The 17,251-nt window shown below is 64.3% G+C and carries 15 protein-coding genes; 11 read left to right on the plus strand and 4 right to left on the minus strand.

Annotation, left to right across the window (positions count from 1 at the left end; genetic code table 11):
- The first annotated feature begins 53 nt into the window (after positions 1-53).
- On the plus strand, positions 54-668 hold the full coding sequence (locus AAYO93_RS01465; protein WP_345763255.1) for a hypothetical protein: 615 nt from the start codon (positions 54-56) through the stop codon (positions 666-668).
- Between the two features lie 10 nt (positions 669-678).
- Here the strand turns inward: AAYO93_RS01465 and AAYO93_RS01470 are convergent, their stop codons facing one another.
- From AAYO93_RS01470 to AAYO93_RS01480, 3 genes are read right to left on the minus strand one after another with little or no spacing between them, the layout of a single operon-like run.
- Positions 679-1,446, minus strand: a complete 768-nt coding sequence (locus AAYO93_RS01470) for an SDR family NAD(P)-dependent oxidoreductase (protein ID WP_345763256.1) — start codon at positions 1,444-1,446, stop codon at positions 679-681.
- A 28-nt stretch (positions 1,447-1,474) separates the two neighbouring features.
- Positions 1,475-2,368 carry a PfkB family carbohydrate kinase gene (locus AAYO93_RS01475; RefSeq protein WP_345763257.1) on the minus strand — a complete coding sequence of 298 codons (894 nt, stop codon included), beginning with the start codon at positions 2,366-2,368 and terminating at the stop codon, positions 1,475-1,477.
- A complete protein-coding gene (locus AAYO93_RS01480) occupies positions 2,361-3,359 on the minus strand; it encodes a LacI family DNA-binding transcriptional regulator (RefSeq protein ID WP_345764936.1) in 999 nt (332 codons plus the stop codon). The genes AAYO93_RS01475 and AAYO93_RS01480 overlap by 8 nt, the downstream gene beginning before the upstream one ends.
- Positions 3,360-3,519: 160 nt before the next feature.
- On the opposite strand from AAYO93_RS01480, the gene AAYO93_RS01485 reads away from it, so the two are divergent.
- From AAYO93_RS01485 to AAYO93_RS01505, 5 genes are all read left to right on the plus strand, one after another.
- Positions 3,520-4,605 carry a substrate-binding domain-containing protein gene (locus AAYO93_RS01485; RefSeq protein WP_345763258.1) on the plus strand — a complete coding sequence of 362 codons (1,086 nt, stop codon included), beginning with the start codon at positions 3,520-3,522 and terminating at the stop codon, positions 4,603-4,605.
- Between the two features lie 115 nt (positions 4,606-4,720).
- Positions 4,721-5,767, plus strand: coding sequence for an ABC transporter permease (locus tag AAYO93_RS01490; RefSeq protein ID WP_345763259.1), 1,047 nt, complete (start codon positions 4,721-4,723; stop codon positions 5,765-5,767).
- Positions 5,764-6,579 carry an ATP-binding cassette domain-containing protein gene (locus AAYO93_RS01495; protein ID WP_345763260.1) on the plus strand — a complete coding sequence of 272 codons (816 nt, stop codon included), beginning with the start codon at positions 5,764-5,766 and terminating at the stop codon, positions 6,577-6,579. The genes AAYO93_RS01490 and AAYO93_RS01495 overlap by 4 nt, the downstream gene beginning before the upstream one ends.
- Complete coding sequence (locus tag AAYO93_RS01500; RefSeq protein ID WP_345763261.1) at positions 6,576-6,917, plus strand: putative quinol monooxygenase; 342 nt, start codon at positions 6,576-6,578, stop codon at positions 6,915-6,917. Before AAYO93_RS01495 ends, AAYO93_RS01500 begins: the two co-directional genes overlap by 4 nt.
- Before the next feature lie 72 nt (positions 6,918-6,989).
- Positions 6,990-9,500, plus strand: coding sequence for a glycoside hydrolase family 32 protein (locus tag AAYO93_RS01505; RefSeq protein ID WP_345763262.1), 2,511 nt, complete (start codon positions 6,990-6,992; stop codon positions 9,498-9,500).
- Positions 9,501-9,637: 137 nt separating this feature from the next.
- Here the strand turns inward: AAYO93_RS01505 and AAYO93_RS01510 are convergent, their stop codons facing one another.
- Complete coding sequence (locus tag AAYO93_RS01510; protein ID WP_345763263.1) at positions 9,638-12,262, minus strand: right-handed parallel beta-helix repeat-containing protein; 2,625 nt, start codon at positions 12,260-12,262, stop codon at positions 9,638-9,640.
- 191 nt (positions 12,263-12,453) lie between these two features.
- Between AAYO93_RS01510 and AAYO93_RS01515 the strand changes: the two genes are divergently transcribed.
- The 5 genes from AAYO93_RS01515 to AAYO93_RS01535 all read left to right on the plus strand — a co-directional run bounded on the left by AAYO93_RS01515 (position 12,454) and on the right by AAYO93_RS01535 (position 17,250).
- On the plus strand, positions 12,454-13,473 hold the full coding sequence (locus tag AAYO93_RS01515; RefSeq protein WP_345763264.1) for a zinc-dependent alcohol dehydrogenase: 1,020 nt from the start codon (positions 12,454-12,456) through the stop codon (positions 13,471-13,473).
- A complete protein-coding gene (locus AAYO93_RS01520; RefSeq protein ID WP_345763265.1) occupies positions 13,470-14,234 on the plus strand; it encodes an SDR family oxidoreductase in 765 nt (254 codons plus the stop codon). Before AAYO93_RS01515 ends, AAYO93_RS01520 begins: the two co-directional genes overlap by 4 nt.
- The gene (gene eda / locus AAYO93_RS01525) at positions 14,231-14,836 is read left to right on the plus strand and encodes a bifunctional 4-hydroxy-2-oxoglutarate aldolase/2-dehydro-3-deoxy-phosphogluconate aldolase (RefSeq protein WP_345763266.1); all 606 of its coding nucleotides are present in this window, start codon (positions 14,231-14,233) and stop codon (positions 14,834-14,836) included. The genes AAYO93_RS01520 and eda overlap by 4 nt, the downstream gene beginning before the upstream one ends.
- Complete coding sequence (locus tag AAYO93_RS01530; protein ID WP_345763267.1) at positions 14,833-15,783, plus strand: sugar kinase; 951 nt, start codon at positions 14,833-14,835, stop codon at positions 15,781-15,783. The genes eda and AAYO93_RS01530 overlap by 4 nt, the downstream gene beginning before the upstream one ends.
- A gap of 93 nt (positions 15,784-15,876) precedes the next feature.
- Complete coding sequence (locus AAYO93_RS01535; RefSeq protein WP_345763268.1) at positions 15,877-17,250, plus strand: ABC transporter substrate-binding protein; 1,374 nt, start codon at positions 15,877-15,879, stop codon at positions 17,248-17,250.
- Position 17,251 lies beyond the last annotated feature (1 nt).

Genomic DNA, 17,251 nt, shown 5'->3' on the forward strand with positions numbered 1-17,251 from the left:
CCGATTGCGGCGGCGCCACTGCGCGGCAGGCGGCCTTGATCCAGATTGCGGGGGTGATGCTGATGAAGTCGCGTCGCCGAAAGAAGCCTGAGTTCAAGCCGTTCGATGCCTCGCGTGTCGAATCGCCAAGCCCGAACACGCTCGAGCATGCGCTCGAGGAGGGGGTGATGATTGCGGAGTTCGCGACGCGTATGGCGCTCAAGAACAAGATCACGATCAGTGCGCTTCGGGATGGAATCGCGTTCGATCCCGAGCGGCTGGCGCCCGTTGCAAGCGACCTCCTGCGGGCTCTGGCGGACGAATCATCTGGCGACGCCGCACGGATCGCCGCCGAACGGGAATGGGCTGCTTACCTCGACGGTCCTTCGGAACACGTTCACGACTATCGTCCGGTCGATGATCTGAATCTTCGGCGCCGCGAGGCGCTGGCGCGCTCCCTTGCCGAGACCTTGACTGACCGTGCCGGCGACGGGGCCTACATTCTCGACCTCATCGAGCGTGCGCGACAGGACGCCTGGTTCGACATCTCGCGTGCGATCACCGACAAGCTCGACGCGGGAAGTGTGAGTGCCGAGGCTGATCCCGCGGAGCGGTTGCAGCGGATCCAGGACTTCATCGAGCTCGACCTCCAGGCTCTCAAGGATGCTCGGGGCCACGACAGCGCGTGAAGACCCGGTTTCAGAAGACCGTGTACCCGCCGTCGACCGTGAGGACAGATCCCGTCATGAAGCTGGAAGCGTCGCTGGCGAGGAAGACGATCGCCGGGCCTAGCTCGTCGGGCTCTCCCGCACGCTGCTGGGGGGTGTCCTCGATCCAGTACCGCTGGAATCGTTCCTCATGGATCGGCGACATGTCGGTGTGCATGTAGCCGGGGGCGAGCGCGTTCACCCTGACATTGTGCGGCGCCCATTCTGCGGCGAGGCTCCGGGTGAGGTGGTGCACGGCCGCTTTCGAAGCGTTGTAGGCAGGTTGCCATTGTGGCCGGTTGACGATCGATGCGGACATCGAACCGATGTTGACGATCGTTCCACCGCCCGACTCGATCATGTGCCGCCCGAAGACCTGGCAGGCAATCCAGAGGCCGTCGAGGTTGACCCCCATCACCTGACGCCACTCCTCGTCGGTGACGTCGAGGGCGGGCTTGTGGATGCAGGCTCCCGCATTGTTGACCAGTATGTCGACGCGGCCGAAGCGGTCGGTGGCGGCGGCGACGATCCGCTCGACATCGGGGCGCGCCGTCACGTCGGCCATGACGGTGAGGGAGGCTGCGCCGAGGATGTCGAGTTCCTTTCGCACCGTCTCGGCGGCGCCCGCGTCGCGGCCGACGATGACGATGTTCGCACCCGCCTCGGCAAGTGCCCGGGCGAATGCCCGTCCGAGTCCGCGCGTCGATCCGGTTACGACGGCTGTGCGACCGCGAAGGTCGAAACGGTCGAGTACAGGCATGGGTGATCTCCTTGTGTTCTCGAGGTGGCTAGTGCGGATTCGACTCGACCGGGATGCGGAGAAGTGCGCCAGGATGACGGCAGGTCGCTGCCGCGACCCGCATCGCCGACTCGAGCATCCGCTCTGCTTCAGCGGGGTCGGTCGGCATTCCTTCCCGGGCTATCGTTTCGGCGACCGCCGCGAGTGTCGCGTCGCCGGCGCCCATCGTGTCGACGATCGGCTGGGGCAGCTCGGCGATTCCGACGTCGACGCGCACACCGGGAGCGATCAGGGACGCGCCGCCTGCACCGGCAGTGGCGAGGATCGCCGATGCACCGCGCTCGTGCAGGCGGCCGATGACATCGCGGAGGGGGAGGCCGTAGAGCAGGTCGGCGTCCTCGTCCCCGATCTTGGTCAGCAGGCTTCGCGAGGCCAGTGCCTCGAAATTCTCGAGGAAGAGTTCCGGGTCGTGCATCATCCCGGAGCGCGGGTTCGGGTCGAGGATGACGCGGTCGCCTTTACCGACCGACTCGAGCAGAAGATCGACCTGGGGCTGGTCGTCGAAGGGGAAGCAGCTGACGAGGATAAGGTCGGCTCGATCGAGGGCGGCGCGCTGAGCAGGGTCGAACGCGATCCTCCTCTGTTGCGCCGCCGTATTGAAGCGGTAGCGGGGCTCGCCCGCGGACCGATCGGAGATCGCGCGTGACGAGACATCCGTGAACGTTGGGTGGAGCCGGACTCCCCAGTGAGCGAGGTGACGTCTGATCGTTTCGCCAGGGCCATCGGTGCCGACCATGGCAACGAGGTCGACGTCCAGTCCCAGGATCCGGAGACCGACGGCTACGTTGAGAGCTGCACCGCCGACATGCTCCTCGGTCGATTCGGCTGAGACGAGTTCGTCGATGAGCGCATCTCCGACGACGACGATTCGGGGATCACTCATGGGGGCGGATCTCTCCTGAGCCGCGCTCGATGAGTGTGGTGGGAACCACCACCGTTTTCGGAGGACGATCATCGCCGTCGAGGCGGGCGAAGACACGCTCCGCCGCGAGAGTGCCGATGCGGTCGGGGTCCTGGGCGATCACCGAGAGGCCGGGATCGAGCAGATCGCCGAGTTCGACGTCGTCGAAGCCGACGAGAGCCACCTTTTTCTGCAGCTCTCGCTCGCGCAGGCCCCGGATCGCTCCGATCGTGATCAGGTTCTGGGCGCTGAACACGGCAGTCGGTCGACGAGCGCCGGCGAACAGGCCCTCGATTGCCGCGTGCGCTGTGTGCTCATCGTGGAGGTCTTCGACCAGCCATGCCTCGCCAGTCGGCACCCCGGCCCGGCCGAGCTCCTCGAGAAATCCACGGCGACGCTCGCTCGCCGTCCAGATGTCGTGGCGATCGCCGAGGAAGGCGATGCGGCGGTGGCCCTGTTCGAGGAGGTGGCGGGTGGCGAGGGCGGCGCCCTCGGCGTTGTTGCTGACGATCGCGTCGGCGTCGATGCCGGACGGCTCGCGGTCGATGAACACGACCGGTGTTCCGTGCTCCTGCTCGGACAGAAGGTACCCCTGGCTCTTGCTCACTGGAGTGAGGATAAGACCGTCGACCCGACGACGCAGGAACGCGGACACTGCGACTCGTTCGCGCGCCGGGTCATCGTCGAGACTGGATGCGAAAACCGCGACACCACGAGAAGCTGCCGCATCTTCGATGGAACGGTGCACAGCGCCGGAGAACGGGTTGGCGACACTTCCGACAAGGAGGCCGAGCGTCTGGGTCCTCCGATCGCTGCGACGCAGATTTCCCGCCTGGATGTCGGGATGATAGTTCAGCCGGGTCGCTGCTGACTGCACACGTTCGATTGTCGCGCTCGAGACGTTGGGCTCACGGTTGATGACGCGGGACACGGTCTTGATTCCCACGCCTGCGAGCGCGGCCACATCCCGCATGGTGGACCGACGCCCAGGGGATGGTTGCATTTCGCTTGACAACGATGTCACGGTTCAACTCCAAATGTGAGATTGCCCTTGACTATATAACATTCGTGGACTAGAACTACCTATGACATCGTTGTCAGGGATGCCACATCCCCCAACCAGAGGAAGTTCAATGTTGAATCGCAGCAACTCGCGCACACCGCGTCTCATGGCCGCGGGATCGATCGCGGCAATCGCAGCGCTCGCCTTCACAGGCTGTTCCGGATCATCCGGCTCGGACAAAGTCGGCGTCTCGCTCATCGTGAAGACGACCACGAACCCGTACTTCGTAGCCATGGAAGACGCAGCCAAGGCCGACGCGGCCAAAGCCGGCGTCAACCTCACTCTCGCGGCCGGCAAACAGGACGGAGACGTCGCCACCCAGGTCCAGGCCATCGAAGCGTCCATTGCCCGCGGTGACAAAGGCATCCTGATCACGCCGAACGGACCAGGCGTGCAGAACGAGATCGACAAGGCACGCAAGGCCGGCCTCTTCGTGATCGCACTCGACACCGTCCCGACGCCGCCGTCGTCCGTTGACATCACGTTCGCCACCGACAACTTCATCGCCGGCGAGGACATCGGAAAATGGGCTGCAGCCCAGCTCGACGGCAAGTCCGCCGACATCGCCATGCTCGACCTCTTCAACACGCAGGTCGTCTCGGTCGACCTCAACCGCGACCAGGGCTTCCTGAAGGGGATGGGGATCACGGTCCCCGACTCGGCGAAGAACGGCAGCGAAGCGAAGAGCGGCAGCTACACCGGCGGCAAGGGTGGCAGCTACACCATCGCCGGTCACCAGGCGACGAACGGTGACGCGGCCGACGGCCGCACGGCGATGGAGACCATCCTCGCCAAAGACCCGAACGTAAATGTCGTCTATACGATCAACGAGCCCGCGGCGTATGGTGCGTACCAGGCGCTCAAGGCCGCGGGTAAAGACAAGTCGACCATCCTCGTCTCGATCGACGGCGGTTGCACCGGCGTCGGCCAGGTCCAGTCCGGAATCATCGGGGCCACAAGCCAGCAGTACCCGTCGAAGATGGCGTCACTCGGAATGGAGGCGATCGTCAAGCTCGCGAAGACGGGCACGAAGCCGAAGGTCACTCCGGGCCTCGACTTCTACAACACCGGTTCGCGACTGATCACCCAGACTCCGGTCTCCGGCGTGACCAGCATCACGCCCGACCAGGGATCGAAGATCTGCTGGGGCAAGTAAGCATCCATCGACTCCGGGCCGGCCTCGACCATCGGGCGGGCCGGCCCGGAACCACACCACGCGGAGCAACATCCGCGCATCACGACATCGAACAGAGAAGTTCAGGAGAGAAATCGTGAGTCAACCAGCAACACAAGCAAGCCCGCCCACCTCGGAGCTCGACCTCGCACAGGAGTTCCTCCACCGCACGACGCCGCTCAGCAGACTCAGGAACCTGCTTCATCGCTACCCCGCGCTCAGCCCGGCGATCGTCCTGCTGATCTCGATCATCATCTTCGGCGTGATCAATCCGCGCTTCCTCAATCCGGCGAACCTCTCCCTGATCACCCAGCAGGTAGCCGTCGTCGGAACCATCGGCATCGCCCAGACCCTCATCATCCTCACCGGAGGAATCGATCTGTCCGTCGGTGCCGCCGCAACCCTGGCTGGGCTTGTGATCGCACAGACAGCGTCGACGAACCATGTTCCGGCTGTGCTGAGCCTGCTTCTGGGCCTCGTGGTCGGCATCGCGACCGGATTCATCAACGGGATGCTCGTCACCCGACTGAAACTCCCTCCATTCATCGTCACTTTAGGAACGCTCAGCATCTTCACCGCCATTCTGCTGTTGTACTCGAACAGTGCGTCGGTGCAGGGACAGGATCTGCCGCCCCTCATCACCTCGCTCGGCAACACGTTCAACGTGCTCGGCGTCCAGATCACCTACGGCGTGGTGGTGATGATCGTTCTCTACGCAATCGTTGCGGCGATTCTCGGGCGGACCGCGTGGGGCCGACACGTCTACGCCGTCGGTGACGATCCCGAGGCGGCCCGCCTGGCCGGCATCCGGGTCCAGCGCGTGCTGCTCAGCGTCTATCTCGCCGCCGGCGCCATCCTCGCTGTCGGAGCATGGGTGCTGATCGGTCGCGTCGACGGAATCGGCCCGAACGACGGCACCACTATCAACCTGGAGTCGATCACAGCTGTCGTCATCGGTGGAACCAGCCTCTTCGGCGGCCGCGGCACCGTGTGGGGCACGCTCCTCGGCGCGCTCATCGTCGGCGTCTTCGAGGAAGGGCTCGCTGTCGCCGGTCTGGATGTGCTCTACCAGGTACTGGCGGTCGGCATCCTCGTCATTGTCGCGGTCGCAGTCGACCAGTGGATTCGAAAGGTACGCAAATGACACTCACAACCGACGACACGGCATCGAAGCCGGTCGAAACCCGCACCCCGGTGCTGCAGGCCCGACGCCTCGTCAAGACGTACGGCAGAGTGGTCGGCCTCGATGGTGTGAGCCTCGAGCTCTACCCTGGTGAGGTGCTCGCCATCATCGGCGACAACGGCGCCGGCAAATCGACACTCGTCAAATGCCTGACGGGAGCGGAGATTCCTGACGAAGGGGAGATCCTGCTCGACGGCCGGCCCGTCCACTTCAAGAGGCCGCAGGATGCTCGCGGCGCCGGCATCGAGACGGTCTACCAGAACCTTGCCGTCTCGCCCGCGCTTGACGTCGCATCCAACCTGTTCCTCGGCCGCGAGGAGCGGCGCAAAGGGATTCTCGGGTCCGTGTTCCGGGTGATGGACACGAAGGGGATGCGCAAGAAGGCGAGGGCTGAACTCACCGCACTCGGCATCACGACCCTGCAGGACGTCACGGTGCCCGTCGAGAACCTGTCCGGCGGCCAGCGCCAGGCCGTCGCGGTGGCTCGCGCCGCAGCATTCGGCTCGAAGGTCGTCGTCCTCGACGAACCGACAGCCGCACTAGGGGTCCGCGAGTCGAACCAAGTGCTCGAGCTCATCAAGAACCTCCGCGACCGGGACATCCCGGTCATACTCATCAGCCACAACATGCCTCACGTCTTCGAGGTGGCCGATCGCATCCACATCCAACGGCTGGGGAAACGGGCCGCGACGATCACGCCGGCGACCCACTCGATGACCGAGGCGGTGGCGATCATGACCGGAGCCAAACGCATCGGCACCTCCGACGAATGAGCGGTCAGCTGACGCTCTATGCCACGTTCACCGCGAAACCCGGTCAGGAGCATGTGGTCGAGAGGCTCCTGGCCGGCCACGTCGAGCGGGTGCGTGCCGAACCGGGAAATGTCACGTTCAACGCGCACCATGAGGCCGAGGATCATCGGGCCTACTTCGTCTACGAGATCTATCGGGATTCCGCAGCATTCGATGCCCACATCCGCGCCGAACACAGTCGCACGTTCAACGCCGCACTCGCCGGGCTGATCGAGGAAGACGCCTCACAACTCACCTGGCTCGAAGGCGTCAGTCCCGATGCGATCCTCGCCGCGCCGGACGCTGCTGGGCTTCCGTGAGTCTCCGAAAAATCCTCAACACCCATCGGATGAGCTTCCGTGTTTATCCACACTTCACGAAAAGGTTGGTCGATGACGATCTTCACCCGAGCTGCACTCACAGTGGCCGCTGTCGTTTCTGCGACAGTTTTGTCCCTCTCCCTCGCGACTCCAGCATCGGCTTCTGCTGACAGCGTCGCGCAGCCGGATACCAGGCCCAACTATCACTACACGCCCGCCCAGAACTGGATGAATGACCCCAACGGGCTCATCTATTTCGGTGGACGCTATCACCTCTTCTATCAGTACAACGCGACGGGAAACACCGGGGGGAACGCATCGTGGGGCCATGCGGTCAGCACGGATCTCACGCACTGGAAGCAGTTGCCGATTGCGATTCCGTCGGACAGCAACGAGGAGGTCTGGTCGGGAAGCGTCGTCTACGACAGCAGTAACACCAGTGGTCTCGGCGCCAACGGTAAGGGACCGCTTGTCGCCGTTTACACGAGCGCTCCCCGTGCGAGTGGGGTACAGCGGCAGTCGATCGCTTATAGCAACGACGGCGGCACGACATGGACGAAATATGCGAACAACCCCGTGATCGACATCGGCTCTCACAACTTCCGCGACCCGAAAGTGTTCTGGTACGCGCCGGCGAAGCAGTGGCGGATGACGGTGGCCCTGTCGGACCAGCACAAGGTGGCCATCTACGGTTCGCCTGACCTCAAGAACTGGACAGAGCAGAGCGAGTTCGGGCCGGATGGTGTCACGACCGCTGTCTGGGAATGCCCCGACCTGTTTCCGATGCAACTCGACGGCAAAGCCAGCGAAACCAAGTGGGTTTTGACGGTGAACGTTGCTGGAAAGGCGGAATACTTCGTCGGATCGTTCGACGGGAAGACGTTTACGAATAGCGAAGCGCCGTACACGGCACCCACCGGAACCACTCTCAACGACTTTGAGGGGGCGACCTACGGAGCCGGTTGGACAACGGCCGGCACGGCGTTCGGCACGGGCCCGGCCCACAACACAGGAGCGACCGGATTCATCGGGTCGGGCTACGTGGACACCTTCCACAACTCCGATGCGGAGACGGGATCGCTGATGTCACCGGCATTCACAATCGACAAGACTCATCTCAATTTCCTGATCGGCGGCGGCAACCACCCGTACGTGCAGGGTGGCTCGACCGGTGCTCCGGCAGGGGACACCTTCCAGGACTTCGAAGGAAATACGCTGCCCGGCTGGACCGGTTCAGGCTCATTCGCCGGAATCACCCCGTCGAAAGAGTCGTTGAGCGGTCAGCTCGGCAGCGGTGTTCTCGACACGTGCCAGGCGGGCTGTGACGCTGCCGAGGGCACCATCACCTCACCTACTTTCACGGTCGCTCATCCGTACATCAATCTGTTGACGGCCGGCGGAGAGCACCCATGGGGTCAGGCGAATCCGACCTCGGTCAACTTGGTCGTCAACGGCAACGTCGTAGCCAGCGTGACTGGCAACAACACCCCGAACATGGACTGGGTGCACATGGATGCGTCGGCGTACATCGGCCAGCAAGCGACACTGCAAGTCGTCGACGAGAGCGACGGAAGCGCAGGGTGGGGCCACATGATGGTCGACAACATCGTTTTCTCGGATGCCATCGCGAACCCGTGGAACACCGAAACCGGCGCCAATCTCATCGTCGACGGTCAGGTCGTGCGCACGGCGACCGGTAACAACAGCGGTCTGCTGGATTGGACGAGCTGGGATCTCAGCGACCTGCAGGGCAAGCAAGCCCAGCTTCAGCTGGTGGATCTGAATGCCGGAGGATGGGGACATCTCCTCGCCGACCAGTTCACTCTGGCTGACCAGCCCGCGCTGAGCATGACGCAGCGCGCGCATTGGCTCGACTATGGTCACGACTTCTACGCTGCGGTCACATTCAATGATGCGCCGGCGAACCAGAGGATCGCTCTGGGGTGGATGAACAACTGGGATTACGCGAACACCATTCCGACGAATGGCTGGCGGGGAACACAGTCCGTCCCGCGCATCCTTTCGCTGCGTACGATCGACGGCCAGCCCCGCATTGTGCAGAAGGTTGCACCGCAGGTGACCCAGTTGGCTGAACTGCGTCAGCTCAAGGTGGTTGCTCCGACCACGATTCCCGCTGGTACGAAGGTCCTGTCGACGACAACCGGTGAGAACTCTGTTCGCCTCGATGCCGTTTTGGCGGCCGGTTCCGCGAAGTCATTCGGGCTGCAGCTTTTCCGCTCAGCGGACGGCTCACAGTACCTTTCTGTAACCTATGACACGACAACGGGCACGCTCAGCGTCGATCGCACTCACTCCGGAGATGTCGGATTCAACCCTGCGTTCCCCAGCGTCGACGCGGCAGCTGTGCACCTGGATCACGGACTACTCCGCTTGGAGATCTACCTGGACAAGACATCCGTTGAAACCTTCGCGCAGGGCGGTACGACTGCAATCACAGACCTGACATTCCCACAGTCCGGCAGCAACGGAATAGCTCTCACGTCCACGGGAGGAACAGCCGGCCTGGTGGGACTCGCCGTCACACCGCTGGCGAACGCGATGGCCGACGCTTACAACGGCTAGGTGACTATCCCACACGGAAACCCCCGGCCATCGGGCGGGGGGTTTCTGTTGGAGGCGTCCCCGGCGCGACGAACGGAAGGGCCAGGATGATTCTCCCGGCCCCTCCGCGTTCGGACGGCTGAACTATCGGCCGGTCATCACTGGGTGAATGCCACGGAATCGAACTGGTTGATCGCCGACTGCGTCACATCGTGCGACGAGGAGAAGAGCCCGGCATCCTGAGTGGCTGCCGCTGAACCGATCGTGACCGGCGACCCGATCGTGACGTAGTTCGCGCCATCGTAGGAATACGAGGCCGTGAACGACGTACCATTCCGGGCGAGCTTCACCCAGATCGGACGGTAGATGTCGACGCTCGCTTTGGCCTCGGTGTCGACGTACCCGTCACCGTTCGAGTCCCAGTCGAACACGACGCCGTTGCGGGCGGTCACGGCGACTACCGCGTAGCCGGCCGAAGCTCCCGCCTTGGTGATGTCGTTGCGCACCATCACTCCCGACTTCGCGTTCGTGTTGGCGTCGTTGACGGACACGACGCGGGTAGAGATGCTCGACGTGGAGTTGAACGAGCCCGCACGATAGATCGCGCCGAACTGATCGTCGTGCTGCCCGCCGGCGCCCCAGACATCGGCGCCCTGAGCCGCGATCCCGAAGGCTCCGCCGTTCTGGCCGAAGACCGAGCTCGCTGCTGACGTACCGGTCGTGCTGTAGCCGGAGCCGACGGGTGAATTCGTCGGGCAGCCGGTGAACCCGAACAGGTTGGCGTTCAGCGAAGTGCGGTACTGCGCTTCAACGCCGGCGGCACAGATCACATCGCGTGCGGCGGCAGGCCAGTTGGTGCCGTTCACCTTCACGTTGTTGATGAGTGTGTTGTTGTGGACCGCGGCATTCGGTGTCGAAGCCCCACCGGAGTTGTACCAGTTGTTCTGAAGCACGTTGTCGCTCGTGTTGTTCCGCAGACTGTAGGCGTTGGTGAAAGCCCATGCGCCGCCGCCCTGGATGACATTGTTCTCGTAGGTCATCGACCGTGAGCCTTCGTCGAGGTAGAGCGCGACTCCGGAGATGTTGAACTCGTAGTTCTTGTCAACGACCGTGCCCGGGCTGGCGGACAGGTTGTAGATCGATCCGCCGTCTGCGAAGCGCGCCTTGGTGTTGTGCACGAGGTTGCCTTCGACGGTGTTGTTCTTCAGCGTCGTCGGCGTTGTGTACAGCGGGCTCCAGTTGTAGTAGCCGCGATCGACGTAGTCGTTCGAGCCGCCGGCATCGTTGATGCCCCAGCCGAACCCGGTGTCGATCGCGTCGTACGGCACGTTCGAGACTTCGTTGTGGAGGATGTGGGCGTTGGTGACGTAGGTGCTGAGGATGCCACCGTTGTCCTTGTAATCCACAGAAACATGGTCGACGGTGTTGTTCTCGAGGGTGACATCGCTGTTCGTCATTCGCGGGTCACTGGGATGGTGAGCATCCGGCCGGACTCCGCCGACGACGATTCCGTGGCCGCTGTCTTCCATGAAACGGTTGCCCACGACGTCGATGCCGCTGGCCCCCAGGCCGATGCCGGTGAGCGTCGCATTGTCATCGTTTCCGATGCCCAGCGCCGACTGGCCCAGATTCGTGAAGGTGTTGCCGGTGAACGAAATGCGGCTGGCGGCCGACACCTGCACGGCCGCGGGCTCCTGGAACCAGGTGTTGCGAGCGCGCTCGAACGACTCACAGCCACGGGAGCAACTGGTGAACGCGTCGGTCGGGCGGTAATCGTAGTTGCCCTTGATGAAGGTGCCGTTCTGCTGATCGGCATAGCCGTCGGGTGACGAGGGCTCGAGCCACGAGGTGCCCGAGAACTGGATTCCGCTGAAAGCGAGTCCGGTCACCGGCTTGTCGTAGGTGCCGCCGATGCTGACGAGGGACTGCAGTCGCGGCAGCTCCACGTCGAGTGTGTTGGGGTCCACCCCTGCCGCGGGCTTGTAGTACAGCTTGCCGGCAGTGGGGTCGATGTACCACTGACCCACGGAGGTGAGGAAGCTCAGCGAGTTGTCGAGATACCAGCTGGGGCCGGCGAGGAAGGAGTTCTGCACCGTGTCCCAGCCCCAGGTGTTGTTGTTCCACGCGGGCTGCGCCATCGTGATCTGGGACGGGCTGATGCTCTGGACGGGCGAGATGCGATTCGTGAAGTCGCCCAGTGTCTCGAACTCGATGCGCCCCTGGTCGGGGAGTGACGCGAGGTAGGCGAGCGCCGGATTCTTGATGGTGAGTCCGGTCGCGGTCGGTGTGACATCTGCATTGGCGATGCGAATGGATGCGCGCGGCGCGATCACTCCGTTGACGAAGAGCTGTCGCGTGTCGAGTCCACTCGGCGTGTTCGCCTCCCAGACGCCTGAACCGGCCGAGGAATGCGACCAGCCGGACACCTGCGAAGCGCCGGTGATGATCGGGTGGGCTCCTGGGGCGGCTGTCCAGGTGATGGTGTGGTCGCCGCCACCGTCGTCGCTTCCGAATTGCAGCGGGGCGGTCAGGCGATAGGTGCCGTCGGCGAGTTGGATCGTTGCGTCGCCATGTTTGGCCGCCGGTCGAACCACGTGCTGGGCGCGCTCGATCGAACACGGTTGCGCCTGGCTGCAGTGTCCCGCACCTTTGCCGTCCGGTGACGCGTAGTAGATCGTCGCTGGATCAGCCTGTGCTTTCAAGGGAATGAGTGCTGACGCGACGACGACGCCGGCACCGAGCAGCGCGAGTAGTGCTGCGCGCCGCCCCCTTCGCCCCGTCATTGATCGCCGCGAATCTGACATCAATGTCATTGTTTGTCGCTTCCTGTCGTTGGGAGCCCCGATGCCCCCACAGAAAGGCTTATCATACGTATTATGTTTGGAACAAGAGACGTATTATGTTTCAGCCGATTCGGTCTAGGCTGAGGACGCCGAAAATAGCGGCGGTGACAACGAGGAGGTTTCAGTCGGCGATGTTGGCAGCAAACTATGTGGGAGAGCGCACGATCACTGTCGAGGAGCGGGCGTCACTGATGCCCGAGCCCGGCGAAGTGCGGATAGCGGTGGCCTATGTCGGCATCTGCGGCACCGATCTGCACGTGTTCCACGGCGACATGGATGCTCGCGTCACGAAGCCTGCGACGATCGGTCACGAAATGTCCGGGACGATCGAGCAGATCGGCGCCGATGTCGAGGGGTGGTCGGTCGGAGACAAAGTGACCGTGATGCCATTGGCGTGGGACGGAACGTGCCCGGCCTGTCTCGCAGGCAATATGCACATCTGCCAGAACCTCGATTTCATCGGAATCGACAGCCCGGGCGCGCTCCAGGAGTACTGGAACGTACCGGCCGACGTGCTCGTCCCTCTTCCGGCCGGCGTGTCCCTCCGTGACGCCGCCCTCGTCGAGCCTGTCGCAGTCGCAGTTCACGACGTCAGGCGGTCGGGTCTCGGTGCAGGAGACAGAGTTGTCGTCATCGGAGCCGGCCCGATCGGGACGCTGATCGCAACGGTCGCTCGGACGACCGGCGCCGACGTCGTCGTCGCCGAGATCGATCCGACCCGCCGATCCGCAGCGGAGCAGCTGGGCCTTGCTACGTTCGATCCCTCCGCTGTCGACCAGGTCGCATGGGTCGAGGCCTGGACGGACCGCGCCGGTGCCGACGTGGTCTTCGAGGTGTCCGGCGCTGCGGCCGCCGTTCTCGGCGCCACGAGTCTCGCGAAAGTCCGCGGCACCCTCGTCGTCGTTGCGATCCATTCGCAACCGCGGCCCATGGACCTTCACCGAGTCTTCTGGCGTGAGCTGACCATCCTGGGAGCGCGTGTCTACGAGCGCCGGGATTTCGAACGCGCCGTCGAGTTGGTGGCAGACGGGGCGATCCCGGCTGACCGTCTCGTCACCGATGTCGTGCCTCTGGCCGAGGTCGAATCCGCGTTCCGCTCGCTCGAAGCCGGCAAGGCGATGAAGATCCTCGTCGAGGTCCGGGCCCGATGAGCGACTCGTTCGATCTGAGTGGACGCCTGGCCGTCGTGACAGGCGCGAAACGCGGTATCGGCTTCGCCATCGCGGAGGCGCTCGCGGCGGCGGGCGCCGACATCATCGGAGCGTCGGCGACGCTCGATCCGACGTCGTCGGCCATCGCTGGCAGGGTGGCCGAACTCGGCCGCGAGTTCTCCGGACACCGGGTGGACCTGGCGGACAGGGCGCAGACGGTCGCCTTCGCCGAGGGTGTCGCCGCCGGAGAGCGGCCGGTCGACATCTTGGTGAACAATGCCGGGACAATCCGGCGTGCCCCGGCCACCGACCATCCGGCCGAATGGTTCGACGAAGTGCTGGAGGTCGACCTCACGAGTGGATTCGTGCTCAGCCAGATCCTGGGTCGCGGGATGCTTGAGCGTGGCCAGGGCCGGGTGATCTTCACCGCGTCCCTGCTGTCGTTCCAGGGCGGCATCAATGTGCCGGGCTACGCGGCGGCGAAATCGGGGGTGGCGGGCCTCATCCGCGCGCTCTCGAACGAGTGGGCCTCGCGAGGGGTGACAGTCAATGGGATCGCTCCCGGCTATATCGCGACCGACAACACGCAGGCCCTGCAGGACGATCCAGACCGATCGCAGGCGATCCTGGAACGGATCCCCGCTGGGCGGTGGGGTCGACCGGAGGATATCGGCGGGGCGGCGGTCTTCCTCGCCTCCGATGCTGCCGCTTATGTCTCCGGAGTGATCGTGCCCGTCGACGGGGGATGGCTGGCGCGATGATCGCATTCGACCCCGTGCTGCCGGTCATCGTGCTCGATTCCGCCGAGAGGGCCGAGCCGCTCGGCAGAACTCTGGTCGCGGCCGGCATCCGACAAGCGGAAGTGACGTTGCGCACTCCGGCCTCGCTGTCTGCTCTCCGAATCCTCGCGCGTACAGCCGGCCTGAGGGTCGGAGCGGGAACAGTGCTGGACGCATCGCAGGTCGACGAGGCCGTCGACGCCGGGGCGGCCTTTGTCGTGAGCCCCGGCGTGGCCGATGAGGTGCTCGCCCGTTCCCGGCACCGAGGAGTACCCGCGATCCCCGGAATCGCGACGGCGACTGAACTGATGAGGGCTCGCGCCCTCGGCGTGCGTACGGTCAAGTTCTTCCCCGCAGAAGCGCTCGGCGGCACGGTCGCGCTGAGTGCTCTCGCTGCCGTCTTCCCTGACATCTCGTTCATACCGACCGGAGGCATAGACGAGGGCCGCGCCGCCCACTATCTCGCTCTGCCCTCGGTGATCGCGATCGGGGGGAGCTGGATGGTCCCGCGTGCGGCGATCGCGGCCGGAGACTTCTCGACCGTCGAGGCGCTGTGCCGGCACGCGATGGCTGCAACCCGATGAGTGGCCACGTCCTGACCTTCGGCGAGACCATGGGGTTGTTCCGCACCACCGAGTTCGGCGATCTGGCCGACGTCAGCGGCGCCAGCATCGGGACGGGCGGCGCGGACAGCAACGTCGCGATCGGGCTCGCGCGTCTGGGTGTCGAGTCGGTCTGGGTTGGGCGCGTAGGCTCGGACGGCCTCGGTCGTCGTGTCCTGCGCGACATCAGGGGCGAGGGCGTCGACGTGCGTGCGATCGTCGACCCCGGGGCGCCAACCGGCCTGATGGTCAAGGAGAAGCGCACCCCGCACACGACGAGGGTCTCCTTCTATCGCGCCGGCAGCGCAGGCAGCCGGCTCTCACCCGGCGACATCGCTCCGGAACTGGTGGCAGGTGCGTCATTGGTGCACGTCACCGGAATCACGGCGTCGATCTCCGCTTCAGCGCGCCAGGTCGTCCGCGAGGTGATCGAACTCGCCGTGCGATCGGGTGTACCTGTCTCGTTCGACGTGAACCACCGGCCGTCGTTGTGGCGGGATGACGATCCGTCCGAGCTGTACCGGGAGATCGCGGCACGCGCGGACATCGTTTTCGCCGGTGAAGACGAAGCGGCGCTCCTCACGGGCCTGCCCCCAGACGATACGGTCTCGCTCGGGCGGGCCCTCGCAGCGGCCGGCCGGGGCATCGCTGTCGTGAAGCGTGGGGCAGCCGGCAGCCTGGCGTGGTCGGAAGGGGTGCCGATCGAGTGCGAGGCGATCACGGTACCTGTCATCGATTCCGTCGGCGCCGGCGACGCCTTCGTCGCGGGCTTCCTGTCGGCCTATCTCCGAGGGGAGGGCATGGCGGCGTGCCTGCATCTTGCCACTGTCGCGGGCGCCTTCGCCTGCATGGGACCCGGCGACTGGGAGAGCATGCCGCGGATCGACGACATCCGGATGCTCGAAGATAACGATCCTGTCACGCGCTGAACCGCGATATTGGCAAACATAATACGTATGCTCTATAGTCTGAAACACGCCTCCTCGGAGTCGTCAACGAAGTCGACAAGACAAGGACATCTCATGGTCGGAATACCCACTGTGGTGCGTGCACGCCGCCGATCGGCGCTCACTGCTGCCGCGTTCGGCGCCGCTGCGGCGCTCCTGATTCTCACCGGTTGCAGCAACGGCGGGAGCACAACCAACGGGTCGTACGGCTTTCCCGAAGCCAAGCAGGACCCCGCCTCGACGATCACCGTCTGGGTGGATGCGGACCGCCAGGCGGCCGCCAAGGCATTCGAGAAGGCAAACCCGGACACCAAAATCAAGGTCGTGACCTACGACGGCTCTGCGAACGGCTCGAACTCGTTCAAGACGAAGATGCAACTCTTCGACCGGGCGGGCAGCGGCTGGCCGGACGTCGTGTTCTCGAGCCAGAACAACGACGCCGCCTGGGCCAGCCAGAAGAGCGGCGGCAAGCAGGCGTTCGCCGCCGTGCTCGACAAGGGCCTGGTTCCCAAGGACACGCTCAGCAACTTCACCGAGGGCGCACTTAACCCGTGCACGGTGAGCGGCGAGGTGTACTGCCTCCGCAACGACCTCGCCCAGGCGGTGCTCTGGTACAACAAGTCGCTCATGGACAAGTTCGGCTACGCACTGCCCACGACGTGGGAGGAGTACCAGGCTCTCGGCGAGAAGGTCGCGAAAGAACATCCCGGCTACATCATCGGATCCGCCGGTGACGCCTGGACGCCCGAGGTCTTCATGTGGGCGAGCAAATGCCAGGCCAATGACGTGACCGGCGTGAAATCGGTAACCGTCAAGACCGATTCGACCGAGTGCAAACGAGCCGGCTCGCTGCTCGACACCCTGCGCAAGGACGGCACCGTTCCCGTGGTCAGTGTGTTCACTCCCGAGTTCGTGAAGAACTACTCCGGCAAGGTACTCATGATGCCCGGGCCGGCGTGGTACGCAGGCGCCATCTTCAACAACCCGCAGTCGCTCAACGTCCCGGCCGGCCAGCTGGGCGTCGCGGCACCGCTTCCCTGGAAGGGTGAGGACAGCGCCGTCACCGGCAACGTCGGCGGCGGAACCTGGTTCATCTCCAGCCACTCGAAGAATCTGAAGGCGGCCGAACAGTTCGCCCAGTTCGTCACGACGGCCGACGACTACCAGGTCGCAGTGGCGCCCGGTTATCCGGCCTACGCACCGGCCGCAGAGAAGTGGATCGCCAAGCAGGAGTCGAGCAACTACTTCGCGACTCCGCTGAAGCCGATTGTGACGGCTGCCTCGCAAGTGTGGGATGGCTGGGGCTACCCCATCTTCAGCCAGGAGGCGGTCTGGGCCAAGACCATGACCCCAGCGATCACGGGTGGCCAGTCGATCGTGGATCTGCTTCCGACGTGGCAGCAGGCCATCGAGAATCAGGCCAAGGTCAACGGATACAAGGTGAACTGAC

The organism is Diaminobutyricibacter sp. McL0608, from assembly GCF_039613825.1.
Classification (GTDB): domain Bacteria; phylum Actinomycetota; class Actinomycetes; order Actinomycetales; family Microbacteriaceae; genus Diaminobutyricibacter.